The organism is Mycolicibacterium chitae (assembly GCF_900637205.1).
Taxonomy (GTDB): Bacteria; Actinomycetota; Actinomycetes; order Mycobacteriales; family Mycobacteriaceae; genus Mycobacterium; species Mycobacterium chitae.
In genome coordinates, this window is sequence record NZ_LR134355.1 from 3,266,488 (window position 1) to 3,293,225 (window position 26,738).

The window sequence follows — 26,738 nt, forward strand, 5'->3', positions numbered from 1 at the left end:
GGCGTGGCGGCAAGCACCGCGTGACGTGTTCGTGAGCGTCAGGTGACGACTTCGCCGCACCCGGCACGCAGAAGGCCCCCGGACCTCATTGGGTCCGGGGGCCGTCATGCGAAACAGATCAGCCCTTGCGAGCCTTGACCGCCTCGGTCAGCTGCGGGGAGACGTTGAACAGGTCACCCACGATGCCGTAATCGGCGATCTCGAAGATCGGCGCCTCTTCGTCCTTGTTGACGGCGACGATGGTCTTCGAGGTCTGCATGCCGGCGCGGTGCTGGATGGCCCCGGAGATACCGAGGGCGATGTACAGCTGCGGCGACACGGTCTTACCGGTCTGACCGATCTGGAACTGGCCCGGGTAGTAGCCCGAGTCGACCGCGGCGCGCGAGGCACCGACGGCCGCGCCGAGGGCGTCGGCGAGTTCCTCGACCACCGAGAACTTCTCGGCGGATCCCACGCCACGACCACCGGCCACGACGACCGAGGCCTCGGTCAGCTCCGGACGGTCACCGGCCACCGCGGGCTCGCGCGCGGTGATCTTGGTGGCGTTCTCGGCCTGCGCGGGCACCTCGACGGTGACCTGCTCGCCGGCACCGGCCGACGGCACCGCCTCGACGGCACCCGGACGCACGGTGATGACCGGCGAGTCGCCGTTGGCCTGGGCCTCGACGGTGAACGCGCCACCGAAGATCGAGTGGACGCCCTTGGCGCCCTCCTTGACCTCGACGACGTCGACCAACAGGCCGGCGCCCTGCCGCGCGGCCAACCGGCCCGCGATCTCCTTGCCGTCGGCGTTGGCGGCGATCAGCACCGCGGCCGGGGCGTTCTGCTCGACCAGGCCGGCCAGCACGTCGACGAAGGGCGTGATGAGGAACTTGTCCACATCTTCGGACTCGGCGACGTAGATCTTGGCGGCACCGGCCGCCTTCAGCTCGTCGGCCAGGCCGGCCGCGGTCCCGGGGGCGCCCACCACGACGGCGGAGGGCTCACCCAGAACGTTGGCGGCGGTGATCAATTCAGCGGTGACCTTCTTGAGGGCACCGTCGGCGTGCTCGACGAGCACAAGTACTTCAGCCATGGATTCTTAGCCTCTTTGCTCTGAGTTGGAAGTCTTAGATCAGCTTCTGGGCGACCAGGTAATCGGCGATCTTGGTGCCGCCGTCACCCTCGTCGGCGATCTTCTCGCCCGCGGTCTTGGGCGGCTTGGGGGTCGAGGCCAGCACGGTCGAACCGGCATTGGCGACGCCCACCTCATCACCCTCGACGCCGATCTCGGCCAGGGTCAGAGTGGTGACTTCCTTCTTCTTGGCGGCCATGATGCCCTTGAAGGACGGGAAGCGGGGCTCGTTGATCTTCTCGTTGACGCTGACCACGGCGGGCAGCGAGGCCTCCAGGGTGAAGACACCCTCGTCGGTCTCCCGCTCGCCGGTGACCTTGCCGTTCTCGACGTTCAGCTTGCGCACGTGGGTCAGCTGCGGCAGGCCCAGGTACTCGGCGATGACCGCCGGAACCGCGCCGCCGACGCCGTCGGTGGCCTCGTTGCCGGCGATGACCAGCTCGGTGCCCTCGATGGTGCCCAGCGCGCGGGCCAGGGCCCAGCCGGTCTGGACGACGTCGGAACCGTGCATACCTTCGTCATTGAGGTGGACCGCCTTGTCGGCACCCATCGACAGGGCCTTGCGGATGGCCTCGGTGGCGCGCTCGGGTCCGGCGGTGAGCACCGTGACCGTGCTGTCGCCGCCTTCCCTCTCCTTGATCAGCAGCGCCTCTTCCACGGCGCGCTCGTTGATCTCGTCCAGCACGGCGTCGGCGGCCTCACGGTCCAGCGTGAAGTCGCCGTCGGACAGCTTGCGCTCCGACCACGTGTCTGGGACCTGTTTGATCAGGACCACGATGTTCGTCATGACTCTGGTTCGTCCTCCTCGACGGGCCCCACGGCGGCGGCAACCGCTGTGAGTAACTTTGGGCCTTGGGCCAGTGTTCGTCCCACCTCGCAATGTTACTAGCCGGTAACTTATGGTGGTCCGCTCGTACACCATAACCGAGCACGCTGCATGTTCTTACGGTCCGGTTGCGCGCTACCACAACGCGGCACTGTGTCAGTTGAGAGCTTCGGGTTAGCCTGCCTGCACCATGAGCGCATTAGAGACCGACGGTCCAGTTGACCCGAATCCCGCCGAGCCGGCGTCGCGGCCCGGCACCGTGCCGCCGTCGGAGTTGCCGCTCACCGGGGAGCGAACCATCCCCGGACTGGATGTCGAGAACTACTGGTTTCGCCGCCACGAAGTCGTTTACCTGCAGTTAGCGCCGCTGTGCGCCGATCGCGACGTCCTCGAGGCGGGATTCGGCGAGGGCTACGGCGCCGATCTGCTCGCCGGTGTCGCCCGCGGCGTCATCGGGGTGGATTACGACGAGTCGGCCGTCGCGCACGTCCGCTCCCGCTACCCGCGGGTGGACGCCCGGCAGGGGAATCTCGCTGAACTTCCGCTGCCGGACGCATCGGCCGACATTGTGGTCAACTTCCAGGTCATCGAGCACCTGTGGGATCAGTCACAATTCGTCGCCGAGTGTTTGCGCGTGTTGCGTCCGGGCGGCAAATTGCTGATCTCCACGCCCAACCGGATCACCTTCACCCCCGGCAGCGACACCCCGATCAACCCGTTCCATACTCGCGAACTCAACGCCGCCGAACTGACCGAACTGCTGGTCGACGGCGGTTTCACCGTCGAGTCGATGCTCGGTGTGTTCCACGGGCCGGCGCTGCGCGCCCTCGACGACAAGCACGGCGGGTCGATCATCGAGGCCCAGATCGCCCGCGCGCTGGCCGACGCGCCCTGGCCCGCCGAGTTGCTGGCCGACGTCGCCGGGGTCGCCAGCGCCGACTTCGACCTGCTCGACGCCGAGGACGCCGGCGTGGACATCGACGCGAGCCTGGATCTGGTCGCCGTCGCGGTGCGGCCATGACGACCCGGGTCCCGGGCATGTTCAGCCTGGTCCTGCACACCCACCTGCCGTGGCTGGCCCATCACGGTCGCTGGCCCGTCGGCGAGGAATGGCTCTACCAGTCGTGGTCGGCCTGCTACCTGCCGCTGATGCGGGTGCTGCGCCGGCTGGCCGCCGAGGACCGGCGCGGGTTGCTCACCCTGGGCATGACCCCGGTGGTGACCGCGCAACTCGACGACCCGTACTGCCTCGACGGGATGCACCACTGGCTGGCCAACTGGCAGCTGCGTGCCCTGGAAGCCACCACGCTGACCGGTGACAACTCGGAGGCGTTGCGACAGTTCGGGATTCGTGAACACGGCCACGCCACCGAGGCCCTCGAGGACTTCACCACACTGTGGCGCCACGGCGGCAGCCCGCTGCTGCGCGAGCTGATCGACGCCGGCACGCTGGAGTTGCTCGGCGGTCCCCTGGCCCATCCGTTCCAGCCGCTGCTGGCGCCCCGGCTGCGCGAGTTCGCGCTGCGCGAGGGCCTCGCCGACGCGCAGCAGCGCTTCGCGCACACCCCCGACGGGATCTGGGCGCCCGAATGCGCCTACGCGCCCGGCATGGAGACCGGCTACGCCGCCGCCGGGGTCACCCACTTCATGGTCGACGGGCCGTCGCTGCACGGCGACACCGCGCTGGGCCGGCCGGTGGGCGACACCGACGTGCTGGCCTTCGGGCGCGACCTGCAGGTCAGCTACCGGGTGTGGTCGCCCAAGTCCGGCTACCCCGGCCACGGCGCCTACCGCGACTTCCACACCTACGACCACACCACCGGCCTCAAGCCGGCGCGGGTGACCGGACGCAAGGTGGCCTCCGAGGACAAGGCGCCGTATGACCCGGCGCGCGCCGCGGCCGCGGTGGACACCCACGTCGCCGACTTCGTCGAGGTGATCCGGCGCCGGCTGATCTCGGAATCCGAGCGCATCGGCCGGCCCGCCCACGTCGTCGCCGCCTTCGACACCGAACTGTTCGGGCACTGGTGGTACGAGGGGCCGATGTGGCTGGAGAAGGTGCTGCGCGCCCTGCCCGAGGCGGGCATCGAGGTCGGTACCCTGCGCGCCGCCGCGGCCGCCGGCTTCACCGGGTCTCCGGTCGAATTGCCGCCCAGCTCTTGGGGTTCCGGCAAGGACTGGCAGGTGTGGTCCGGCGAGCAGGTGGCCGACCTGGTGCAGCTCAACGCCGAGGTCGTCGACACGGCGCTGGCCAGCGTCGACAAGGCGCTGGCGCACGCCAGCAGTCCGGGCCGCACCCCGGCCCGCGACCACGTCGCCGATCAGATCCTGCGCGAGACGCTGCTGACGGTCTCGAGCGACTGGCCGTTCATGGTCAGCAAGGACTCCGCGGCCGAGTACGCGCGCTACCGCGCGCATCTGCACGCGCACGCCACCCGGGAGATGGCCGCCGCGCTGGATTCGGGGCGCCGCGATGCGGCCGTCCGCCTGGCCGAGGGCTGGAACCGCGCCGACGGCCTGTTCGGCGCGCTGGATGCGAGGCGGCTACCCCGCCCATGACTGCTCCTCTTTTGCGCGAGCCCCTTTTCTGCGAGCGGGCTGGGGCCCCCCGCTTGCAGGGGCGTCCCCGGGCAACACGCCGCGACTTTTCCGTAGTTTCCGCACGCTCGACCCGTTGTGAGGCAGGCCAGTGAAGATCCTGATGGTGTCGTGGGAGTACCCCCCGGTCGTGATCGGCGGGCTCGGCCGGCACGTGCACCACCTGGCCACCGACCTGGTCGCGGCCGGCCACGAGGTCGTCGTGCTGTCCCGTCGTCCCACCGGCACCGATCCGAGCACCCATCCGTCCACCGACGAGGTCTCCGAGGGCGTGCGCGTGATCGCCGCCGCGCAGGACCCGCACGAGTTCACCTTCGGCACGGACATGATGGCCTGGACGCTGGCCATGGGGCACGCCATGGTCCGCTCCGGTCTGACGCTGCGCGACTGGCAGCCCGACGTGGTGCACGCCCACGACTGGCTGGTCGCCCACCCGGCCGTCGCCTTGGCCGAATACTTCGATGTGCCATTGGTTTCCACGATTCACGCCACCGAGGCCGGTCGGCACTCCGGCTGGATCTCCGGGCAGGTCAGCCGGCAGGTGCACGCGTTGGAATCCTGGCTGGTGCACGAATCCGATTCGCTGATCGCATGTTCGGTCTCGATGCGCGAGGAGATCACCCGACTGTTCGGCCCCGGACTGTCGGAGATCTGCGTCATCCCCAACGGGATCGACACGGCCGGTTGGCCGTTCGCGCCGCGGCAACCGCACGCCGGTCCCCCGGAACTGCTGTACTTCGGTCGCCTCGAATACGAGAAGGGCGTGCACGAGGCCATTGCCGCGCTGCCGCGGATCCGCCGGGCGCATCCGGGCACCACGCTGACCATCGCCGGCGACGGCACCCAGTTGGACTGGCTCGTCGAGCTGGCGCGTAAGCACAAGGTGCGCAAGGCAACCAAGTTCATCGGCCGCGTCGACCATCAGGAACTGTTGCGGCTGCTGCACCGTGCCGACGCCGCGGTGCTGCCCTCGCACTACGAGCCGTTCGGGATCGTGGCACTCGAGGCGGCCGCGACCGGCACTCCCCTGGTCACCTCGAACGTGGGCGGCCTCGGCGAGGCGGTCATCGACGGCTTCACCGGGGTGTCCTGCCCGCCGCGCGATGTGGCCGCGCTGGCCGCGGCGGTGCGCACGGTGCTCGACGATCCGGCTGCGGCCCAGCAGCGCGCCGTCGCCGCGCGGGAGCGCCTCACCGCCGACTTTTCCTGGTCGACGGTCGCCGACGACACCTCGCAGGTGTACCTGGCCGCCAAACGCGGCGAGCGGGAACCCCAGCGGCGCCGCGTCATCATCGAACGGCCGCTGCCCGATTACGGCTGAGGCCTGGTGCGACCGTGTGCAAACCCGGGATTTCGCTCGGCGTGTTGCCCGGGGACGCGCACCTTCGCGCTGAAGGCGGACCCAATTAGCGGGCGGCCTTCTTGCGCTCGATGTCGGCCAGCGCCGCGGCCAACTCCGCGCGCTGGGCGGCCGAGTTCTCCCAGGCCAGCTTGCGGTTCTTGACCACCTTCGCCGGTGCGCCGACCGCGATCGAATAGTCCGGCACCTCACCGCGGACCACCGCGTGCGAACCGAGTACGCAGCCGCGGCCGATGGACGTGCCCCGCAGGACGCTGACCTTGGCCGCCACCCAGGTATCGGGGCCAATGCGCACCGGGCTCTTCACGATGCCCTGATCCTTGATCGGCAGGTTGATGTCGTCCATCTTGTGGTCGAAGTCGACGATGTAGCACCAGTCGGCCATCAGCACCGAATCACCGAGTTCGATGTCCAGGTAGGTGTTGATCACGTTGTCGCGGCCCAGCACCACCTTGTCGCCGATGCGCAGCGATCCCTCGTGGCAACGGATGGTGTTCTTGTCGCCGATGTGCACCCAGCGACCGATCTCCATCTGCGACAACTCGGGGGTCGCCTGGATCTCCACGTCCTTGCCCAGGAACACCATGCCGCGGGTGATGATGTGCGGGTTGGTCAGCTTGAACTTCAGCAGCCGCCAGTACCGGACCAGGTACCACGGGGTGTAGGCCCGATTGGACAGCACCCATCGCAGCGATGCGCGCGTCAAGAACTTCGCCTGCCGCGGATCACCGAGCCGCGAACCGCGCCACCGCTTGTGGATTGGTGCACCCCACATGGTCGTCATGGGCGGGAAGCATACGCGAGCGCCGAACCCCGACGGGTTACCCTCGGTGGACTTCGACCGTGATCGAGCCGACCGGAAAGGATCCCCCTGGTGCTTCGGCGACTTGCTGCACTGGCATCCGCCACCCTGGTCGCCGCGGTGGTGCTGGCCGGCTGCAGCGACAGCGACCCGTGGGTGCACGCCACCCCGGCCGACGGCTGGGCCGCCCCGTACGCCGACGCCGCCAACAGCAGCTACAGCGACACCGCCGGCGCCCGGGACCTCGAGGCCACCTGGATCCGGTCGGTCAAGGGCGAACTCGGGGCCGGGGTCGCGCTGGGCGCCTACGGCTATCTGGCCGCCAACGCCCAGACCGAGACCGGCTGCTCGCTGATGGTGTGGGAGAACGACAACAACGGCCGCCAGCGCTGGTGCACCCGGCTGGCCCAGGGCGGGGGCTTCGGCGGTCCGCTGTTCGACGGCTTCGACAACCTCTATGTCGGCCAGCCCGGCGCCATCCTGTCCTTCCCTCCCACGCAGTGGATCCGCTGGCGCCAGCAGGTCATCGGAATGCCGTTGACGCCAAGGCTTCTGGGCAACGGCGAACTCCTGGTGGTCACCCACCTGGGCCAGGTCCTGGTGTTCGATTCGCACCGCGGCACCGTGGTGGGCAACCCGATCGATCTGGTCGACGGGGTCGATCCGACGGATCCGGAGCGGGGTCTCGAGGACTGCGCGCCCGCCCGGTCGCGCTGCCCCGTGGCGGCCCCGCCGGCGTTCTCCCCGCAGTCCAACATCATCGTGGTGAGCCTGTGGCGGCCGGGCGCCGACGCGGCGACGCTGGTCGGGCTGCGTTACCGGCACGGCGAGAATCCGCTGCTGACCCGGGAGTGGACCAGCGACGCGGTCGAGGACGGGGCGCTGGCCGCGCCAACCATGTCCGCCGACGGGTCCACCGTCTACGTCAACGGGCGCGACCGGCAGCTGTGGGCGCTGAACGCGGCCGACGGCGAGGTGAAGTGGTCGGTGCCGCTGGACTACCTGGCGCAGACCCCGCCCACCGTGGCCCCGGACGGGACCATCGTGGCCGGCGGCGGTCCGGACGCCACCCTGACCGGCATCGAGGACACCGGCGATGAAGCCGAGATCCGTTGGCGCCGCGGCGATGTCGAGACCCTGACCTCGGCGAGTCGGGCCGGCGCGGAGGTCGCCTACACCGTGGTGCGCGACGAGGGCGAATCGGGCCTGGCGCTGCTGGTCTTCGATCCGCGCGACGGCCAGTCCGTCAACAGCTATCCGCTGCCCGATGCGCGCGGCTTCCCGGTCGGGGTGGCCGTCGGCAACGATCGCCGGGTGGTCGCGGCAACCAGCGCCGGGCAGGTCTACAGCTTCGAAGGCCGCTGAGCCGGTCTCAGGCCAGCAGCGCGTCGAGGGGCTCGCGGGGCACGCTGACCTGGAAGGCGCCGGCGGTCTCGGCCAGCAGCGTCCCGCTGTCGAAGAAGAAGATCACCGAATCGTCGGTGAGGGCGAAGTTCTGGTAGGTCCGCGGATTCGTCCCGGCCCCGCCCAGGATGGGTTCGGTGACCCCGAACTGCTGGGTCACCTCGTCCTGCACCAGGGCGCGCAGCACCGGGAACGGATCGGTCCCCTCTCGGAACAGGGTGTCGATGGTGACGGCCTCGCGGTGCTCCTGGTCCCAGGTGAACGTCTTGTAGAAGGTGGCCGCGTGCGGGCCGCCCACGTTCTCGTAGGTCTCCAGGACCACGGACTGCGTGCCGGGCGGTGGCACCGCCGACCGGTATTCGGTGGACTTCATCTCCAACACATACGGTGCCCACCGGGCATCCGGGGTGCGCGCGACGTTGAGGAAGCCGTCGCGGGTCTGGGTGACGTAGTCGAACAGCGCTTCGGCGTCCGGGTAGGTGGCCGGGACGGTGATGTCCACGCGGTAACCGGGATCGGACAGCTGGATCTGGCACGTCTGTCCCACCGCCGTCGCGTCGATGTCGGCACACGTCGGCGGCGCGGCGGCCGCGGGTCCGGCGACGCCGAGGGCGCCCAGAGTCCAGGCGGCCAGCATCAGGACGGCCGAGGCGGCCAGCGAACGGGTCAGCATGGGCGTCACGATACCGACCCGGAGCGTCGAGTCAGACCGCCAACCGGGGCAACTCCGCGCGCGGCAGCGCCACGGTGTGCGCGCCCGCGGCGCCGGCCATGATCGCGCCGCGGTCGAAGTAGAAGATCAGCTGATCGGGAGTGATCGCGAAGCTCTGATAACTGGCCGCGTCCAGACCCGTCTTCGGCGACACCGGGTCCGGCACCCCGAGCCGGTCGGCCAACTCACGCTGCACGAGTGGGTAGATCGCCTCCAGCGGCCGGGTATCGGGGGCGAACAGCGCCTCGAAGGTGATGGGCCGCTGCCGCGCCAGGTCGTAGTTGAACGTCTGGTACCAGGACGACGGATGGGCCCCGCCGACGTTCTGGTACACCTCGAACGCGACCGATCGGGTGGTCTCGGTGGCGTGCTCGGTGGACTGGATCTCCATCCGGTAGGGCAGGTTGTGCGCGCGCCGGTCGAGCGCCGTGTCGACGAAGCCGTCGCGGGTGGTGGTGATGAACTCCGTGATGGCCGCCTGGTCCGGATAGTCCACCGGGAACGCGATGTCCAGGTCGTAGTGGGTCCGCGATTCCTGCGTGCGGCACATTCCCTCCTGGTCGAGGGTGCCGCCCAGGTCGCCGCAGCCGTTGGCGGCGCCGGCCGCCGGCGTCCATCCCAGCAGGGCCGCCGCGAGCAGCGCGGTGAGCAACCAGACGCGCATCATGGCACGAGCCTAGTCCCGCGCCGCTTCCGGCCGCGGCGAACGGCAGATGAAGGCGACGGCGCGGGCGGCCTGACCGGCGCCGACGCGGGTGATCACCACCGACAGCGGGGTGTCGCCGCGCGGGCGCATCCGGCGCCGCAGCTGATCGGGATCCACCCGAACGCCGCGCACCAAGATCTCCAGGGCACCACAGTCCAGCGCCGAAAGCGCTTGCCGCAACGCTTTTTCCGTGAACGGAATCTGCTCGATGACCTCGAAACCGCGGATCCCGGGCGGTACGGCGTCGCCGGTGAGGTAGGCGATGTCGGGGTCCAGTTGCCACAGCCCGTGCCGCGCGCCGTAATGACGCACCAACCCCGCGCGGACCACGGCGCCGTCCGGGTCGACGATCCAGCGTCCCACCGGGCCCACGCCGCAGTCGTCGCTCTCGGCGTCGGTGACCTGCTCCCCCGTGTCGAGCACGCTGGCCCGCCGGGCGATGCCGGGCTCGGCCAGCCCGGCCGACCACAGGCAGGCCTCGCGCACCGAGCCGCGCCACGAGGTGATCTCAATCTCGCCGCGAAAACCCATGTCCGCCAACGCATCGAAGTCGATGCCGGGGGCGCACTTCACCACCAGGTCCCGGCCCGCGTACGCCGCGAGCAGGTCGTCGAGGGCCGGGGCGTAGTCCCGCGGGTCGAAGCGGCGCCGGCCGCCGCTGCGCCGCGCCGGATCCGCGATCACCGCCGCCTCGGCGGTGATCGGCGCCAAAGCGTCGGCGCGACACAGCAACACCGGTGCGCCCGCGAGATTGTGCCGGGCCATGGCCAGCCGGATCGGGTCGATGTCGCTGCCGATGACGGCGGTTGCGGTGCCGCACAGGGCCGCCAGCTCCGCACCGACCGAACAGGTGACGTCGGCGACCGTGCGGCCGGCCAGCCGGCGCGCCCGCTGCGCGGCGACCGGCGCCGCGGTCGCCTGCTGCAGCGCCTCGTCGGTGAACAGCCAGTGCTCGGCGTCGGGCAGCTTCTGCGACGCCCTGCGGCGCAGCAACGTGGTCTCCACGAGGACGGCGGTGCGCGCGCCGTGGCGCGCCCGCACGGCGGCGATGTCGGCGATCCGGTCGCCGGCCAGGTCCAGCGCGGCCACGTCGGCCAGCGCCGCCACGCCCCGCGGCGACGTCAGGTACTCGACGTCGTCGAGGGTGAAGGCCAGCCCGGAACTCAGCTGCCGGCGGCCTCGGCCGGGGACTCGGGCTTCACGCCCGTCACCATGACGTTGTAGAACCAGCCCTTGGGCACCACCCGGCGCCACACGTTCGCGTCGACCCAACTCAGCGAGGTCCAGCTGCCGAAGGCGAACTTGGCCCAGCCCCAGCCGAGCTTGCCGGGCGGCACCGCGGCCTCGAAGGTACGCACCGGCCAGCCGAGCATCGCGGCGGTGAATTCCTCGCTGGCCGTGCGGATCTCGACGGCACCGGCGTTGCGGGCCATCCGCTCGAGGTCGGCGGGATCGAAGGTGTGGAGGTCGACGACGGCCTCCAGGGCCGCGGCGCGCGAGGACTCGTCGAGTTCGGTCTGCGGGCGGCGCCACTCACGCAGGCCGGGCAGCTTGGTGACGTTGGTGGCGATCCGCCAGGTCAGGGTCGACAGTTCGCGGGCGTACCGATTGCCGACGGTGGTGGGCTCGCCGGCGAAGATGAAGCGCCCGCCCGGTTTGAGCACGCGGACCACCTCGCGCAGCGACAGTTCGACGTCGGGGATGTGGTGCAGCACCGCGTGGCCGACCACCAGGTCGAAGGTGTTGTCCTCATACGGGATGCCCTCGGCGTCGGCGACCCGGCCGTCGATGTCCAGCCCGAGGCCCTGGCCGTTGCGGGTGGCGACCTTGACCATGCCCGGGGACAGGTCGGTGACCGACCCGCGGCGCGCGACGCCGGCCTGGATCAGGTTGAGCAGGAAGAACCCGGTGCCGCAGCCCAGTTCCAGGGCCCGGTCGTAGGGCAGCTCGCGCTGCACCTCGTCGGGGACCGCGGCATCGAACCGGCCCCGGGCGTAGTCGACGCAGCGCTGGTCGTAGGAGATCGACCATTTGTCGTCGTAGCTCTCGGCTTCCCAGTCGTGGTAGAGCACCTGGGCGAGCTTGCTGTCCTTCATGGCCGCTTCGACCTGCTCCGCGGTGGCGTGCGGGTTGGGCGCCGGCGATTCGTGCGTGCTGGTCATAGGGAGCCAGCCTAAACGTTGCTGCCCGCGGCGAACACGTCGAGGTAGCGGCGGCGCTGCTCAGCGCCGTCGCAGCGGCCGTCGATGATGTCCTTGGCGGCGGCCACGGCCACGCCCGGCGCCGTCAGGTAGCGCCGGGCCCGGGCGCACGCCGCGTCGTACACCGCGTCGGGGGCCACCAGCTGGTCCAGCAGACCGACGGTGGCGGCCTCCTCGGCGTCGACGAACCGCCCGCTGAACACCATGTCCTTGGCGCGGCCGGGGCCCACGGCCGCGGTCAGCCGGTCCAGGGCGGCGCCGCCGGGGATCAGATCCGCGAGGATCTCCGAGGCGGCGACCTTGACGTTGTCCCCGGCCACCCGCCAGTCCGCGGCCAGCGCCAGCCACAGTCCCGCGCCCAGCGCGTACCCGGTGACGGCGGCGACGGTGGGTTTGGGAAGGGCCGCGACGGCCTCGATCGCGGTGTCCCGGACGGTGGCCGCCCGGTCGGCCTGCTCGCGGGTCAGGGTGCGCAGTTCCGGCACGTCGTCGCCGGCGGAGAAGATCTCGTGCCCGCCGAACAGGATCACCACCGCAATGTCGTCGCGCGCGGCGGCGTCGGCGGCGGTGGCGGTCAGCTCCCGGTACATCTGCCGGGTCAGGGCGTTGGTGGGCGGCCGGGACAGCCAGATGGTGCCGATGCCCGGTTGCTGGGGATCGGTGTGCAGGCTGACGAACTCGCGCTGGATGGTCACGGGGCGCGTCCGGCGCGCGCGGCGTTGTAGCGGTCGCTGTCGAAGAACTCGATCTCCCAGTTGCCGTTGGCCTCGCTCAGGTGCGGCTGCACGGGGACGATCTGGCGTTCGACGGCCAGGATCTCGGCGACCGTGCGGCCGCCGGCCAGCGAGTCCAGCTGGGTCCAGGTGGGCGGCAGCAGGAAGATGCGCTGGGCGGCGAACTCGGTGAGCGCGGCCTCCGGCTTGGCCCAGGCGACCCGGTCCGACTCGGTGTTCTCCCCGTCGGCCAGCTGGCCCGGCGGCAGCGCCCCGACGAAGAAGTAGGTGTCGTAGCGCCGGGTGCGCTCCTCCTCGGGGGTCACCCAGTTGGCCCACGGCCGCAGCAGGTCGGCGCGCAGCATCAGCTTCTCGCTGCGCAGGAAGTCCCCGAACGCCAGCGAGTTGTCGGCCAGCGCCCTGCGCGCCTTGCGGTAGACGCTCGCGTCGTCGACCAACAGATCCGGGTCGTCGGCGGCGCCGGCGAACAGCACGCCGGATTCCTCGAACGTCTCGCGGGCCGCCGCGCACACCAGCGCCAGGGCCAGGTCCTCGTCGACGCCGAGGCGCTGCGCCCACCACGACGGGGGCGGGCCGTGCCAGTCGATGTCGGCGTTGCGGTCGCGGTCGTCGACGCCGCCGCCGGGGAAGACCACCACGCCGCCGACGAACTCCATCGCCCGATGCCGGCGCATCAGGAACACCTCGGTGCCGTCGGCCTCCTCGCGCACGAGCATGACCGTCGCGGCGGGCCGGACGGGCAGTGGCTCGGGTCGGTCCTCGCTCATGCGCGCCTCCTGTGTGCGGCGCGACTGCGCACCCGTCGCGCGAAGTAACGGCCGTCGATGGTGTCGACGGTGATGGCCTGGCCGAAGGCCCGGGACAGGTTCTCCGACGTCAGGACGTCGGTGAGCAGGCCGCTGGCCACCGGCGCCCCCTCGGCGAGCAGCAGGCAGTGGGTGAAGCCCGGCGGGATCTCCTCGACGTGGTGGGTGACCAGCACGATGGCCGGGGCGTCGGGGTCGGCCGCCAGATCGGCCATCCGGGCGACGAGTTCCTCGCGGCCGCCGAGGTCCAGCCCGGCGGCCGGTTCGTCGAGCAGCAGCAGTTCGGGGTCGGTCATCAGGGACCGGGCGATGAGCACGCGTTTGCGCTCGCCCTCCGAGAGGGTGCCGTAGGTGCGCTCGGCCAGGTGTTCGCCGCCGACGCTCTCCAACATGTCGATGGCCTGGGCGTAGTCGACGTCCTCGTAGCGTTCCCGCCAGCGGCCCAGTACCGAGTAGCCGGCCGAGACCACGAGGTCGCGCACCACCTCGTCGTCGGGCACCCGCTGCGACAGCGCCGAGGACGACAGCCCGACCCGCGAGCGCAGTTCGGAGACGTCGGTGCGGCCCAGCCGCTCCCCCAGCACGAACGCGGTGCCGGCGGAGGGATGCTCGGTGGCGGCGGCGATGCGCAACAGTGAGGTCTTGCCCGCACCGTTGGGGCCGACGATCACCCACCGCTCGTCGAGTTCGACCTGCCAGTCGAGCGGTCCGACGAGGGTCCGCCCGCCGCGGCGCAACTCGACGCCGCGGAAGTCGATCAGCAGGTCGGCGTCGGTGACGTCGGCTTGTTCGGTATCGGCTTCGGGCACTCGACCATGGTAGTCATGCGATTTCGGGACTCGCGCGCCCGCCGCACCCCGTCGGCACCGAAGTCATCGAACAGCAGCGCGGCCGGGGTCAGCCGCAGGAACAGTTGCACCAGGGGGCCGATGCCGAGCGCGTAGAGCACGGTGCCCACGCCCACCGAACCACCCAGCAGTGCCCCGATGGTGAACACGCCGAGTTCGATCGCGGTCCGCACCCCGCGCACCGACCGGCCGGTGCGCGCCACCAGCCCGGTCATCAGCCCGTCGCGTGGCCCGGGCCCCAGGCCGGCACCGATGTAGAACACCGTGGCGATGGCGTTGAGGACCACGCCGCCGATCAGCATGGCGGCCGCCACCGGCAGCGCCGACGGGGCCGGCAGGAAGGCCAACGAGAGGTCCACCGCGATCGCGATGACGACGACGTTGGCGACGGTGCCGATGCCCGGCCGGATCCGCAGTGGGACCCAGACGAGCAGCACGACGAGGCCCACGACGGCGGTGGTGGTGCCCAGGCTCCAGCCGGTGTGGCGCGACAGGCCCTGGTGGAAGACGTCCCACGGGTTCAGTCCGAGTCCGGCCCGGACCATCAGCGCCATCGAGAAGCCGTAGGCGAGCAGCCCCGTCAGCAACAGGGCGGTGCGCAGGGCGGCGCGCGCGGCGGTCCGGCGCGGCTGACGAAGCTCCATGGCACCGATGATCCGAAGAAAGTGGCCTGTTGATCAATAGCCAGTCATGGCAAACTGGCCTGCGATGAGCACGGAAACGGCGAGTCGCAGGCTGGACGTGACGCTGCTGGCCCGCGAGTTGGGCAACTGGCGCACGGCCAACGGCGCCGGCCCGGTGTACCGGGGGCTGGCCGACGGACTGCGCATGCTGATCGTCGACGGGCGGCTGCCGGTGGGTTCGCGCCTGCCCAGCGAGCGGTCGCTGGCCGAAACGCTGCGGATCTCGCGCACCACGGTGACCACCGCCTACGCGCAGATGCGCGAGGAGGGCTACCTCACCGCGCGCCGCGGCGCCCGCAGCACCGTCGCCCTGCCCCGCCACGACACCATCGCCGCGTGGGCACCCGAACCCGGCGACGACCGGCCGATCAACTTCGCCGCGGCGGCAATGTCGGCACCGGCCTCGGCGGTCCGCGACGCCTTCACCGACGCCGCCCACGAGGTGGCCTCCTACCTGCACCACACCGGCCTGGAGTTGTACGGCGTCGAGCCGCTGCGGGTCGCGATCGCCGAAATGTACTGTCGCCGAGGGCTGCCCACGGAACCGGATCAGGTGATGGTGACCTCGGGCGCGCTCGCGGCCACCGGGCTGATCCTGGCCAGCTTCGTCGAGCCCGGCGACCGCGTGTTGGTCGAGCAACCGACGTTCACCGGTGCGCTGGCCGCTATCTCGGCCCGCGGTGCCCGCGCCGTGCCGGTCTCGCTCCCGCCCGACGAGGGGTGGGACATCGACACCATGCACATCGCGATCCGTCAGCTCGCACCCAACCTCGCGTATCTGGTTCCCGACCAACACAATCCGACCGGCCTGACCATGCCCGCCGAGCAGCGCGACCGGCTGGCGAAGATCGTCGCCGAGACCCGCACCCGCACCGTCATCGACGAGACGCTGAGCGAGATCTGGCTCGACGCCCCGACGCCGCCGCCGGTGGCCGCGTCGATGACCCGACGCGCCGACCTGCTGTTGACCGTGGGGTCGATGTCCAAGGCGTTCTGGGGCGGTCTGCGGATCGGCTGGATCCGCGCCGAACGCGCCACCCTGGCGGTCCTCGCCGCGCGCCGCCCCGCCCTGGACCTCGGCACGCCGATCCTCGAACAACTCGCCGCGGCCCGCCTGCTCGACAACGCCCCCGACGTGCTACCCGAGCGGCGCGAACTCATCGCCGCCCGCCGCCGCCTGCTGCGGGACCTGCTCGCCGAACACCTGCCGCAGTGGCGCGAGTCCAATGCGGGTCTGCCCACCGGCGGCCTGGGGCTGTGGATGCGGCTGCCGACGCCGATGAGTTCGGCGCTGTCGGCCGCGGCCTCCCGGCTGGGTGTCGACATCCCGCCCGGACCGCGGTTCGGCGTGGACGGGACGCTGGAGCGTTTTATCCGGGTGCCGTACACACTGCCCGAAGATCAACTGACCGAAGGGGTTTCGCGACTCGCGCAGGCCTGGGCCACGGTGACCGGAGCCGAGCTGGTGACCGCACCGAAGACCGGCGGGCCGGTGGTCTGACTACTGGCCCGGCGGGATCTCGACGCGCCGCAGCGTGCCGTCCACGGCGTCGGCGGCCTCGATCTCGCCGCGGGTCACGCCCAGGAAGAACAACACCGTATCGAGATAGGGGTAACTCAGCGACGCGTCGGCGACCTCGCGCAGCGCGGGTTTGGCGTTGAACGCCACCCCCAGGCCCGCGGCCGCGAGCATGTCGATGTCGTTGGCGCCGTCGCCGACCGCGACGGTCTGCTCCATCGGTACCCCGGCCTGACTGGCGAAGTCCCGCAGCGCCTTGGCCTTCCCGGGCCGATCGATGATGGGTCCGGTGACCCGGCCGGTGAGCTTGCCGCCGACGATCTCGAGGTGGTTGGCCGCCACGTAGTCGAGCATGAGTTCCTCGGCCAGCGGCTCGATGACCTGCCGGAAGCCGCCGGAGACCACGCCGCAGTGGAAACCGAGGCGGCGCAGGGTCCGCAGCGTCGTGCGGGCCCCCGGGGTCAGCTGCAGCTCCTGGGCCACCTCGTCGACCACCTCGGCGGGCAGACCGGCCAGGGTGGCCACCCGTTCCCGCAGCGAGTCCTCGAAGTCGAGTTCGCCGCGCATGGCCGCCTCGGTGATCTGCGCGACCTTGGCCTCCGCGCCGGCGCGCGCGGCGAGCATCTCGATGACCTCGCCCTGGATCAGGGTCGAGTCGACGTCGAAGACGATGAGCCGCTTGGCCCGTCGCTCCAGCGAATAGTTCTCGACGGACAGGTCCACGCCCTGCTCACCGGACACCCGCGCCAACACGTTCTGCAACTCCGCGGCCCCACCAGGCGGCACCGAGACGCGCAACTCCAACCCGGTGACCGGGTAGTCGGACACGCCCCGGATGGTGTCGATGTTGACGCCGAGGGCCGCGGCCTCGCGGGCCAGCACGCCGAAGGCCTCGGCGGTGATGGGCCGCCCCAGCAGCACGATGGTGTGCGTCGAGGGCTCCACGATGACCGGGATGTCGTCGCTGCGCTCGATGGTGACCTCGAGGCCGACCCCGTGGATCGCCTTCTCGACGGCGTCGTGGAAGTCCGTCCCGCCGACGGTCTCGGCCGATCCGGACACCAGGACACCGAGCGTGAGCCGACCGCGAATCACCACCTGCTCGACGTTCAGCAGCTCCACCTTGTGGGTGGACAGCACGCCGAACAGTGCGGAGGTGACGCCCGGTCGGTCCACACCGGTGACCGTGATGAGGACCGGTACCTTCCCCGATAAGGGGGCCACGGTCACCTCTTAAGTGCGGACGTTTGCGTCGTCGAGCCGGGTGACGTCACCGTCGTCGGGGCCGTGCGACCGTCCGACGTGCGCCTCGGCCCGCATCCGCTCGACCATGTGCGGATAGTGCAGCTCGAAGGCGGGCCGCTCGGAACGGATCCGGGGCAGCTCGGTGAAGTTGTGCCGCGGCGGCGGGCAACTGGTCGCCCACTCCAGGGAGTTACCGAAGCCCCACGGGTCGTCGACCGTGACGACCTCGCCGTAGCGCCAGCTCTTGAAGATGTTCCACACGAACGGCAGCACCGAGATACCCAGGATGAACGAGCCGATGGTGGACACCACGTTCAGCGTGGTGAAGCCGTCGGTGGCCAGGTAGTCGGCGTACCGGCGCGGCATGCCCTCATCGCCGACCCAGTGCTGCACCAGGAAGGTGGTGTGGAAGCCGACCAGGGTCAGCCAGAAGTGCAGCTTGCCCAGGCGCTCGTCGAGCATCCGGCCGGTCATCTTCGGGAACCAGAAGTAGATGCCCGCGTAGGTGGCGAACACGATGGTGCCGAAGAGCACGTAGTGGAAGTGCGCGACCACGAAGTAGCTGTCGGTGACGTGGAAGTCCAGCGGCGGGCTGGCCAGCAGCACGCCCGAGAGGCCACCGAGCAGGAAGGTCACGATGAAGCCGACCGAGAACAGCATCGGTGTCTCGAACGTCAATTGGCCCTTCCACATCGTGCCCAGCCAGTTGAAGAACTTGATACCCGTTGGCACGGCGATCAGGAACGTCATGAAGCTGAAGAACGGCAGCAGCACGGCGCCGGTCGCGTACATGTGGTGCGCCCACACCGCCAGCGACAGCGCGGCGATGGCCAGCGTCGCGTAGATCAGCGTGGTGTAACCGAAGATCGGCTTGCGCGAGAACACCGGGAAGATCTCACTGACGATGCCGAAGAATGGCAGCGCAATGATGTACACCTCGGGGTGTCCGAAGAACCAGAACAAGTGTTGCCACAACAGCACACCGCCGTTGGCCGGGTCATAAATGTGCGCACCCAGGTGTCGGTCGGCGATCAGGCCCAGCAGCGCCGCGGTCAGCAGCGGGAAGGCCAGCAGCACCAGGATCGAGGTCACCAGGATGTTCCAGGTGAAGATCGGCATCCGGAACATCGTCATGCCCGGGGCGCGCATGCAGACCACCGTGGTGATCATGTTGACGCCACCGAGGATGGTGCCCAGACCACTGACGCCCAGACCCATGATCCACAGGTCGGCGCCGGCGCCCGGCGAGTGGATGGCGTCCGAGAGCGGCGCGTAGCCGGTCCAGCCGAAGTCGGCGGCGCCACCGGGGGTGATGAACCCGGAGGTGGCGATCAGTGCGCCGAACAGGAACAGCCAGAACGAGAACGCGTTCAGCCGCGGGAACGCCACGTCCGGCGCGCCGATCTGCAGCGGCAGCACCAGGTTGGCGAAGCCGAACACGATCGGGGTCGCATAGAACAGCAGCATCACCGTGCCGTGCATGGTGAACAGCTGGTTGAACTGCTCGTTCGACAGGAACTGCAGGCCCGGCATCGCCAACTCCGTGCGCATCAGCAGGGCCATCAGGCCGCCGATGAAGAAGAAGATGAAGCAGACGACGCAGTACATGATGCCGATCAGCTTGTGATCGGTCGTCGTGATGAGCTTGTAGATCAGGTTGCCCTTGGGGCCCATCCGCTCCCGGTAGGGACGATTGGCCTCGAGTTCCCGCAACGGGGGCGCTTCGGCGGTCAAGAACTCCTCCAAATATCCGATGTCCGGGCATGGCGCCAGGGGACTTTAGATCTTCTGTGCCTGAATCCTATCCCCCATCTTCGTCGTTGTCGGCGCGGGTCCGACAATCTGTCGTAGATGTCGCGATGCGGCCGGGTGTTACCGTCGGATCCGTGCCGATTCGCACCACTTCCGTCGCTCTGGCCGCAACGTTAACGTTGCTGGTCGCCGGCTGTTCGGAGCCGCAAGGCCTGACCCCGGTCCCGCCGACGGACAGCGTGATCACCAGTACGACGACGATCGCCGGCGCGGGCGTGCTGGGCAATCAGCGCCGGCCCGACGAGTCCTGCGCCGCCGAGCCGGCCGCCGTCGATCCCGGCGAGTCGCCCCGGCGGGTGCCCAGCGGCACCGAGCGCGGCGAGGTCGACGTGCCGGCCGATCCGCAGCGCATCGTCGTCCTCGCCGGCGATGCGCTCGACGTGCTGTGCGCCCTGGGCCTGCAGTCGCGCATCGTGGCCGCGGCCGTGCCCGACGGTGCGGATGCCCAGCCGTCGTATCTGGGCACCGTGATCCACGAGCTGCCGGCGGTCGGCAGCCGCACCGAGGTCGACACCGCGGCGATCGCCGCGATGGAACCGGACCTGATCCTGGGTTCGCGGGCGCTGACCCCCGATGCCTACGCCGGGCTGACCGCGATCGCGCCGACGGTCTTCACCGGCGCCGCGGGCGCCGACTGGCGCGACAACGTCCGGGCGATCGGGGCCGCCGCGGGCCGCGCGCACGCCGCCGACGAGGTGGTCGACAACTTCGACGAGGATGCCGAGCAGACCGGTGTCGCCAACGACGCGACGCACTTCCAGGCCTCGGTGGTGCAGTTCACCGAGGACTCCGTGCGGGTGTTCGGCGCCGAGAACTTCCCGGCCAGCGTGCTCGGCGCCGTAGGGGTGGATCGTCCTGCGGCACAACGGTTCACCGACCAGCCGTTCGAGGAGATCGACACCACCGACCTCGAGGACGCCGACTTCGCCCCCGTCGAGGCCGACATCGTCTACGTGTCGTTCGCCTCCGATGCGGCCAAGGAGCGCGCCACCACGGTGCTCGGCAGCGACGCCTGGCGCGCACTGTCGGCCAACCGCGACAACCGGGTGTTCATCGTCAACAACGAGGTCTGGCAGACCGGTCAGGGCCCGGTGGCCGCCCGCGGCATCCTCGACGACCTGCGCTGGCTCAACGCCCCGATCAACTAGCGCCCGAAGAACCAGAAAGGCCCACCATGTTCCACGTGCTCAAGCTCGACTACCTGCAACCCCTAGAGGTCGTCGACCAGACCCGGCCCGCGCACGTGGCGTGGATCGAGCGCGAGATCGAGGCCGGCCGGCTGCTGCTGGCCGGACGTCAGGAGTCCCAGCAGGGCGGCGTGCTGATCACCGGTGACATCGACGTCGCCGAGGCCGAGAAGCTCATGGCCGAGGACCCGTACCAACTGGCCGGGCTGGTGCGCTACGAGCGGCTGAGCTTCGCGGGATCGCTGCGCGCGAACGGCCTGTAGCGCGCGGTTCTGCCACCATGGTCTGGAGACGACGGCTCCCAGATCCAACCTCAGAGACCACCCGGAGAGGGCACGCAGCACAGATGACGACCACAGTTTCCGCTTACGCCGCCAACTCGGCCACCGACCCGCTGACCAAGACCACCATCGAGCGCCGCGACCTCGGTCCGCACGACGTGGCCTTCGACATCAAGTTCGCCGGGATCTGCCACTCCGACATCCACACCGTCAAGGGGGAATGGGGCGGGGCGAACTATCCGGTGGTGCCCGGCCACGAGATCGCCGGGGTGGTCACCGCGATCGGCTCGGCCGTCACCAGATACCAGGTCGGTGATCGCGTGGGCGTCGGGTGTTTCGTCGACTCCTGCCGGGAGTGCGAGAACTGCGAGGCCGGGCTGCAGCAGTACTGCACCGGACCGGGCGGCATGCGCGGCACCTACAACTCGACCGAACGCGACGGCAGCCCCACCTACGGCGGCTACAGCACCGCGATGGTGGTCGACGAGAACTACGTGCTGCGCATCCCGGACGCCATCTCGCTGGACAAGGCCGCTCCCCTGCTGTGCGCCGGGGTCACGGTGTGGTCGCCGCTGCGGCACTGGAACGCCGGGCCGGACAAGCGCGTCGCCGTGATCGGCCTCGGCGGCCTGGGCCACATGGCCGTCAAGCTGGCCACCGCGATGGGCGCCGAGGTCACGGTACTCAGCCAGTCGCTGAAGAAGATGGAGGACGGGCTGCGGCTGGGCGCCGTCGCCTACCACGCGACCAGCGACCCGGACACCTTCACCCAACTCGCCGGCCGCTTCGACCTGATCATCAACACCGTGTCGGCCAACCTGGACATGGCCGCCTACCTGGGCCTGCTGGCCCTCGACGGCACGCTGGTCGAACTCGGCGCCCCCGAGAAGCCGCTGGTGGTGCCGTTCTTCCCACTGGGCGCCATGCGCCGCAGCCTGACCGGCTCCATGATCGGCGGCATCCCGGAAACCCAGGACATGCTCGACTTCTGCGCCGAGCACGACGTCACCCCGGAGATCGAGGTGATCGAGGCGTCCTACATCAACGAGGCCTACCAGCGCGTGGTCTCCAGCGACGTGCGCTACCGGTTCGTGATCGACGCCTCGACCATCTGACGGGTCAGAAGTCCCAGTCGTCGTCCTCGGTGACGACGGCCTTGCCGATGACATACGAGCTGCCCGACCCGGAGAAGAAGTCGTGGTTCTCGTCGGCGTTGGGGCTCAGCGCCGACAGGATCGCCGGGTTGACGTCGGTCTCGTCGCGCGGGAACAGGGCCTCGTAGCCGAGGTTCATCAGCGCCTTGTTGGCGTTGTAGCGCAGGAACTTCTTGACGTCCTCGGTGAGCCCGACCTCGTCGTAGAGGTCCTGGGTGTACTCGACCTCGTTGTCGTAGAGCTCGAACAGCAGCTCGTAGGTGTAGTCCTTGAGCTCCTGCTGGGCGGCGGCGTCCTGCATGGCCAGACCTTTTTGGTACTTGTAGCCGATGTAGTACCCGTGCACGGCCTCGTCGCGGATGATCAGCCGGATCATGTCGGCGGTGTTGGTGAGCTTGGCCCGGCTGCTCCAGTACATCGGCAAGTAGAAGCCCGAGTAGAACAGGAAGCTCTCGAGCAGCGTGGAGGCCACCTTGCGCTTGAGCGGCTCGTCGCCGTTGTAGTACCGCAGCACGATCTCGGCCTTGCGCTGCAGGTTCTGGTTCTCCTCCGACCAGCGGAACGCGTCGTCGATCTCGGCGGTGGAGCACAGCGTGGAGAAGATCTGGCTGTAGCTCTTGGCGTGCACCGACTCCATGAACGCGATGTTGGTGTACACCGCCTCCTCGTGCGGGGTCAGCGCATCCGGGATCAGGCTGACCGCGCCGACCGTGCCCTGGATGGTGTCCAGCATGGTCAGGCCGGTGAAGACCCGCATGGTGAGTTGCTTCTCGTGGTCGGTCAGCGTGCCCCACGACGGGATGTCGTTGGACACCGGCACCTTCTCCGGCAGCCAGAAGTTACCCGTCAGGCGGTCCCAGACCTCGGCATCCTTCTCGTCTTGCACCCGGTTCCAGTTGATGGCCGAAACCCGATCGATCAGCTTCATTCCGTCGGACACCTGAACCCCTCTTGGACGTGGAACTCGATAGAACTAACCCGTGCCAGCAACACTACCGCTGGGGTGCGACAACACGCGGCAACACAACACCTTGTGTCGCCGGGGCGCTCAGTTCGACGGGATCAACCGGTATTCGTCGAGGTCCAACGACCGCGTCGCCAACCAGTACTGCCAGGTCATGCCGCTCCACAGCGTCCGGTTGACGCCGTGGGCGTCCATGTACCAGCTGCGGCACCCGCCGGTGTTGAACACCGTGCCGGCCAGGTCGTCCTGCAACCGGGCGTTGTAGCGCTCGGCGGCGGCGCGCGTCGGCGCCAGCCCGGCCGCCCCGGCCTTGTCGGTGGCCGCGATCGCCTGGGCGACGTAGCGGATCTGCGACTCGATCATGAAGACCACCGAGTTGTGCCCCAGCGCGGTGTTGGGCCCGAGCAGGAAGAACAGATTGGGCATGTCGGCCACGGTGATGCCGCGCAGCGCCGAGAGCCCCTCCCGGTTCCAGCGGTCCACCAGATCCTCCCCGCCGGGCCCCTTGATGTCGACGTAGGTGTAGGAGTCGGTGACGTGGAAGCCGGTGGCGAACACCACGACGTCCACCGGCCGCTCGGTGCCGTCGGCGGTGACGATGCCGTCGGCGGTGAAGCGGCTGATCCCGTCGGTGATCACGGTGGTCCTGGGATCGGCGATGCCGCGATAGTAGGTGTCGGAGTTGAGGATCCGCTTACAGCCGGCCCGATAGTCGGGGGTGAGCTTGCGGCGCAGCTGCGGGTCCTTGATGTGGCGGCGGATGTTCCACTTGCCCAGCAGCTCACCGATTTTCAGCAGCCGCGGAGCTTTGGTCATCGCGAACCCGACGCCCTCGTGGACCCAGTAGATGCCGGCACGCAGGGCCGCCCGGGTGCCGGGCACATAGGAGAAGATCCGGCGCAGCGCCGGTGGGATCGGGTTGTTGGGCCGCGGCATCACCCAGGCCGGTGTGCGCTGGTAGAGCTGCAGTTCGGCGACCTCGCGGACGATCTCGGGCACGATCTGGATGGCGCTGGCCCCGGTGCCGATCACCGCGACCCGCTTGCCGGTGAGGTCGACGTCGTGGTCCCAGCGCGCGGAATGAAAAGCCGCGCCGCCGAATTCGTCGAGACCCTCGAACTCCGGGATGAACGGGATGTGCAGTCCGCCGGCGCCGGAGATGAGGAACTGCGCCACGTATTCGGCACCGCCGGTGGTGAATACGTGCCAGCGCAGTTCCTCGTCGTCCCACACCGCCCGGTCTACGTGCGCGTCGAAGTGGATGTAGCGGCGCAGCCCGTACTTGCGGGTGACGCCGAGCAGATAGTCCTGGATCTCGGGCTGGAACGACCACATGTGCGTCCAGTCGGGCTTCGGTTCGAAGGAGAACGAGTACATGTGCGACGGGATGTCGCAGGCGCAGCCCGGATAGGTGTTGTCCCGCCAGGTGCCACCGATCTCGTCGGCCTTCTCGAGCAGGAGGAAATCCACCCCCTGCTGCTGGAGGGCGATGGCCATTCCGATGCCGGAGAATCCGGTGCCGATGATCAGAGCGCGGGTGTGCACGGGCGCGTTGGCGTCGGTCATGCACCCACGCTACCCGCAATATGCGGAACCGGCGGTACCGGGAACTACCCGCTGGCCTCGTCGCGCGGGACGGCCTGGTGAATGGGCAGGTCAGGATCGATTTTGACGCCCAACAGCGCCGTCGTGCCGATGATCGCGCCCATCATGATGGTGGCGAGATGCTCGATGAACCTGTCGCGAGGCATCCGCCGGGGACTGTCCGGACTCGGGCCCAGCCACCAATCCGTCGAGGACGCGGCGGTCCCGAAGGTCGCGAACGCCGCGAGCTCCATCGCCTGCCGGTCGAGCTCCATCTCGCGCAACTCGTTGTTGAACAGCTCGGCCATCGCCAGCGTGATCTCACGGCCCTCGTTGACCGCCCGCATGGTGGCCTCGGCCTGCTCCGGGAAACGGCCCTGCAGCACGAATCGGACCACGTTGGGGTGCTCGTCCACCAGGTACACGTACTGCTCGATGCTGCGCTTGATGACCTCGCTGGCCGAGTCGGTGGTCAGGTTGATCACCGGGAAGATCTCGGCCCACAGCATGTCGCGCAGCCGTTCACCGATGGCCTGGAACAGATCCGCCTTGTCGGTGAAGTGCCGGTAGATCTTCGGCTTGGCGGTGCCGGCCTCCTCGGCGATCTCACGCACGCTGACCTCCGGGCCGCGTTGGTCGATCGCCCGGAAGGCCGCGTCCACGATCTGCGCCCGAACCTGCTTGCGGTGCTCGCGCCAGCGCTCGCTGCGGGCGTCGACCTTCGGCCCGGCGGTGGTCTCACCGCCCGGCTTCGGCTTGGGTCGAGGCACGCGCACGCCCAGCACTGTACTCCCACCGGCGCGCTGACCTGGCACTACAGGACATACACGCCGGAGAATCGGCGATGAGATCGATCACAGATCAGTCAGCTCCGATGAAACAACTTGAAACCCAAAGTATTTGACCGCCAGGCGCGTGGACCGCGCCGAATGGCGCCGCGGCGTACGCTTGAGCAGGACCACAAACTCCACAAAACGATGACCAGCAACGACGAGCAGCGAAACGAGATCCATTTGTGACGCAGCGATTCGACGTGGCGATCTCTGGCGGGGGGCCCGCAGGGTCGGCGGCAGCGTGGCAGGCGGCTCAGGCCGGCGCCCGCGTGATAGTGCTCGACAAGGCGGACTTCCCCCGCGACAAGCCATGCGGCGACGGACTGACCGCACGCGCGGTCAGCTACCTGCAGAGGATGGGACTGGCCACCGAGGTCAGCAAGTTCCACCGCATCGACCGGGTCACCGTATTCAGCCCCAGTCGGTGGGAACTGTCCTTCCCCAAGCGCCCCGGCATGCCGAGCCACGGCCACACCGTCAGCCGTTCCGAACTGGACATGCTGCTGCTCAAACACGCCGAGGCCGCCGGGGTCACGGTGCGCCAGTCCGCGGAGGTCGCCGGCCCGGAGGTCGACGCCCGCGGTCGCGTCGCGGGGGTGGTGCTCAAGAGCGGCGAGAAGATCCTGGCGGACGCGGTGATCGCCGCCGATGGCGCCTACTCCCCCATCAAGCGCGCGATGAAGATCGACTCGCACTACAACGGCTATTCGGCGATCGCGATCCGCTCCGAGATGCACGCCGAACGCCCCGACACCGACAGCCTCGACATCTACTGCAAGCTGTTGTTCGAGGGCGACCAGTTACCCGGATACGGCTGGGTGTTCCCAATGGGCGGCGGCCGATTCAACATCGGCCTGGGTTACGTCAACAGCTATCGAAAGTGGCAGTCCATCAACGCAACTCAGTTTCTCGGCGAGTTCCTGCGCACGCTGCCCGCCGAGTGGGAGCTACCCGGCATCGACGAGCTCAAGAAGAACAAGAGCGTGCGGGCCTGGCGACTGCCGATGGGTTTCACCGCGTGGCCGCCGTGGCGCCCGGGCGTGCTGTTCGCCGGCGACGCGCTGGGGGCCGGTAAACCGGCCTCGGGTGCGGGTATCTCCAAGGCCCTGGAGTCGGGTCTGGTGGCCGGCGAGAGCGCGGTCGCGGCGTTGACCAACGGCGGACCCGACGACTTCACCAACTACCAGCAGCGCCTGGAGGCCAGCTGGGGCCGGGAGTACCGGCGCGGGCGGATCTTTCACCGGTTGATCGGCCATCCGAAGGTCGCCGAGACGGGCCTCAAGCTGCTCGATAATGCCGCGTTTCGGGACCGGTTACTCAAAGGCTTGTACAAGAAGGCACAGGGGCCGCAGCACAGCTACTAGG

General features: G+C 69.4%; 25 protein-coding genes. 9 read left to right on the top strand and 16 right to left on the bottom strand.

The window, feature by feature from the left end; translation table 11 throughout:
* Positions 1-118: 118 nt before the first annotated feature.
* On the bottom strand, positions 119-1,075 hold the full coding sequence (locus EL338_RS15515; protein WP_126334560.1) for an electron transfer flavoprotein subunit alpha/FixB family protein: 957 nt from the start codon (positions 1,073-1,075) through the stop codon (positions 119-121).
* Positions 1,076-1,109: 34 nt separating this feature from the next.
* Positions 1,110-1,901: an electron transfer flavoprotein subunit beta/FixA family protein gene (locus EL338_RS15520; RefSeq protein WP_126334561.1), complete on the bottom strand. Its 792-nt coding sequence runs from the start codon at positions 1,899-1,901 to the stop codon at positions 1,110-1,112.
* A gap of 229 nt (positions 1,902-2,130) precedes the next feature.
* Between EL338_RS15520 and EL338_RS15525 the strand changes: the two genes are divergently transcribed.
* The 3 genes from EL338_RS15525 (at position 2,131) to EL338_RS15535 (ending at position 5,859) form a co-directional block, all read left to right on the top strand.
* Positions 2,131-2,961, top strand: a complete 831-nt coding sequence (locus EL338_RS15525; protein ID WP_126334562.1) for a class I SAM-dependent methyltransferase — start codon at positions 2,131-2,133, stop codon at positions 2,959-2,961.
* The gene (locus tag EL338_RS15530; protein ID WP_126334563.1) at positions 2,958-4,499 is read left to right on the top strand and encodes a 1,4-alpha-glucan branching protein domain-containing protein; all 1,542 of its coding nucleotides are present in this window, start codon (positions 2,958-2,960) and stop codon (positions 4,497-4,499) included. Before EL338_RS15525 ends, EL338_RS15530 begins: the two co-directional genes overlap by 4 nt.
* Positions 4,500-4,629: 130 nt before the next feature.
* Positions 4,630-5,859, top strand: coding sequence for a glycosyltransferase family 4 protein (locus EL338_RS15535; RefSeq protein WP_126334564.1), 1,230 nt, complete (start codon positions 4,630-4,632; stop codon positions 5,857-5,859).
* 85 nt (positions 5,860-5,944) lie between these two features.
* On the opposite strand, the gene EL338_RS15540 is transcribed toward EL338_RS15535, so the two are convergent.
* Positions 5,945-6,682, bottom strand: coding sequence for an acyltransferase (locus EL338_RS15540; protein ID WP_126334565.1), 738 nt, complete (start codon positions 6,680-6,682; stop codon positions 5,945-5,947).
* Positions 6,683-6,772: 90 nt separating this feature from the next.
* Between EL338_RS15540 and EL338_RS15545 the strand changes: the two genes are divergently transcribed.
* Complete coding sequence (locus EL338_RS15545; RefSeq protein WP_126334566.1) at positions 6,773-8,065, top strand: outer membrane protein assembly factor BamB; 1,293 nt, start codon at positions 6,773-6,775, stop codon at positions 8,063-8,065.
* Positions 8,066-8,072: 7 nt separating this feature from the next.
* Here EL338_RS15545 and EL338_RS15550 read toward each other — a convergent pair whose 3' ends face one another.
* From EL338_RS15550 to yczE, 8 genes are read right to left on the bottom strand one after another with little or no spacing between them, the layout of a single operon-like run.
* Complete coding sequence (locus EL338_RS15550; protein WP_276006090.1) at positions 8,073-8,777, bottom strand: esterase; 705 nt, start codon at positions 8,775-8,777, stop codon at positions 8,073-8,075.
* Between the two features lie 31 nt (positions 8,778-8,808).
* The gene (locus tag EL338_RS15555; RefSeq protein WP_235666159.1) at positions 8,809-9,483 is read right to left on the bottom strand and encodes an esterase; all 675 of its coding nucleotides are present in this window, start codon (positions 9,481-9,483) and stop codon (positions 8,809-8,811) included.
* Between the two features lie 9 nt (positions 9,484-9,492).
* Entirely contained in the window at positions 9,493-10,677 is a 1,185-nt protein-coding gene (locus tag EL338_RS15560) for a THUMP-like domain-containing protein (protein WP_435404936.1), read from the bottom strand.
* An 8-nt stretch (positions 10,678-10,685) separates the two neighbouring features.
* Positions 10,686-11,684 (bottom strand): class I SAM-dependent methyltransferase, encoded by a 999-nt coding sequence (locus tag EL338_RS15565; protein WP_126334568.1) that lies wholly within the window; start codon positions 11,682-11,684, stop codon positions 10,686-10,688.
* Positions 11,685-11,695: 11 nt separating this feature from the next.
* Positions 11,696-12,418, bottom strand: coding sequence for an enoyl-CoA hydratase (locus EL338_RS15570; protein WP_372939236.1), 723 nt, complete (start codon positions 12,416-12,418; stop codon positions 11,696-11,698).
* Positions 12,415-13,224, bottom strand: a complete 810-nt coding sequence (locus tag EL338_RS15575; protein WP_126334569.1) for an NUDIX hydrolase — start codon at positions 13,222-13,224, stop codon at positions 12,415-12,417. The genes EL338_RS15570 and EL338_RS15575 overlap by 4 nt, the downstream gene beginning before the upstream one ends.
* The gene (locus EL338_RS15580; protein WP_126334570.1) at positions 13,221-14,072 is read right to left on the bottom strand and encodes an ABC transporter ATP-binding protein; all 852 of its coding nucleotides are present in this window, start codon (positions 14,070-14,072) and stop codon (positions 13,221-13,223) included. The genes EL338_RS15575 and EL338_RS15580 overlap by 4 nt, the downstream gene beginning before the upstream one ends.
* Positions 14,021-14,755, bottom strand: coding sequence for a membrane protein YczE (gene yczE / locus EL338_RS15585; RefSeq protein WP_126334571.1), 735 nt, complete (start codon positions 14,753-14,755; stop codon positions 14,021-14,023). Before yczE ends, EL338_RS15580 begins: the two co-directional genes overlap by 52 nt.
* Before the next feature lie 64 nt (positions 14,756-14,819).
* On the opposite strand from yczE, the gene yczR reads away from it, so the two are divergent.
* On the top strand, positions 14,820-16,295 hold the full coding sequence (gene yczR / locus EL338_RS15590; RefSeq protein WP_126334572.1) for a MocR-like transcription factor YczR: 1,476 nt from the start codon (positions 14,820-14,822) through the stop codon (positions 16,293-16,295).
* On the opposite strand, the gene serB is transcribed toward yczR, so the two are convergent.
* Both serB and ctaD read right to left on the bottom strand, forming a co-directional pair.
* A complete protein-coding gene (serB, locus tag EL338_RS15595; protein ID WP_126334573.1) occupies positions 16,296-17,537 on the bottom strand; it encodes a phosphoserine phosphatase SerB in 1,242 nt (413 codons plus the stop codon).
* A gap of 9 nt (positions 17,538-17,546) precedes the next feature.
* Positions 17,547-19,292, bottom strand: coding sequence for an aa3-type cytochrome oxidase subunit I (gene ctaD / locus EL338_RS15600; RefSeq protein WP_126334574.1), 1,746 nt, complete (start codon positions 19,290-19,292; stop codon positions 17,547-17,549).
* A gap of 125 nt (positions 19,293-19,417) precedes the next feature.
* Here ctaD and EL338_RS15605 point away from each other — a divergent pair, with 125 nt between their 5' ends.
* From EL338_RS15605 to EL338_RS15615, 3 genes are all read left to right on the top strand, one after another.
* Entirely contained in the window at positions 19,418-20,518 is a 1,101-nt protein-coding gene (locus EL338_RS15605) for an ABC transporter substrate-binding protein (RefSeq protein WP_126334575.1), read from the top strand.
* A 26-nt stretch (positions 20,519-20,544) separates the two neighbouring features.
* Complete coding sequence (locus tag EL338_RS15610; protein ID WP_126334576.1) at positions 20,545-20,820, top strand: YciI family protein; 276 nt, start codon at positions 20,545-20,547, stop codon at positions 20,818-20,820.
* A gap of 83 nt (positions 20,821-20,903) precedes the next feature.
* Positions 20,904-21,953: an NAD(P)-dependent alcohol dehydrogenase gene (locus tag EL338_RS15615; protein ID WP_126334577.1), complete on the top strand. Its 1,050-nt coding sequence runs from the start codon at positions 20,904-20,906 to the stop codon at positions 21,951-21,953.
* A gap of 4 nt (positions 21,954-21,957) precedes the next feature.
* Here the strand turns inward: EL338_RS15615 and nrdF are convergent, their stop codons facing one another.
* The 3 genes from nrdF to EL338_RS15630 form a co-directional block, all read right to left on the bottom strand.
* A complete protein-coding gene (gene nrdF, locus EL338_RS15620; RefSeq protein WP_126334578.1) occupies positions 21,958-22,920 on the bottom strand; it encodes a class 1b ribonucleoside-diphosphate reductase subunit beta in 963 nt (320 codons plus the stop codon).
* Positions 22,921-23,040: 120 nt separating this feature from the next.
* Entirely contained in the window at positions 23,041-24,522 is a 1,482-nt protein-coding gene (locus EL338_RS15625) for a flavin-containing monooxygenase (protein ID WP_126334579.1), read from the bottom strand.
* A gap of 44 nt (positions 24,523-24,566) precedes the next feature.
* Entirely contained in the window at positions 24,567-25,316 is a 750-nt protein-coding gene (locus tag EL338_RS15630) for a TetR/AcrR family transcriptional regulator (protein ID WP_179967214.1), read from the bottom strand.
* 239 nt (positions 25,317-25,555) lie between these two features.
* Here EL338_RS15630 and EL338_RS15635 point away from each other — a divergent pair, with 239 nt between their 5' ends.
* Positions 25,556-26,737, top strand: a complete 1,182-nt coding sequence (locus tag EL338_RS15635; RefSeq protein WP_126334580.1) for an NAD(P)/FAD-dependent oxidoreductase — start codon at positions 25,556-25,558, stop codon at positions 26,735-26,737.
* Position 26,738 lies beyond the last annotated feature (1 nt).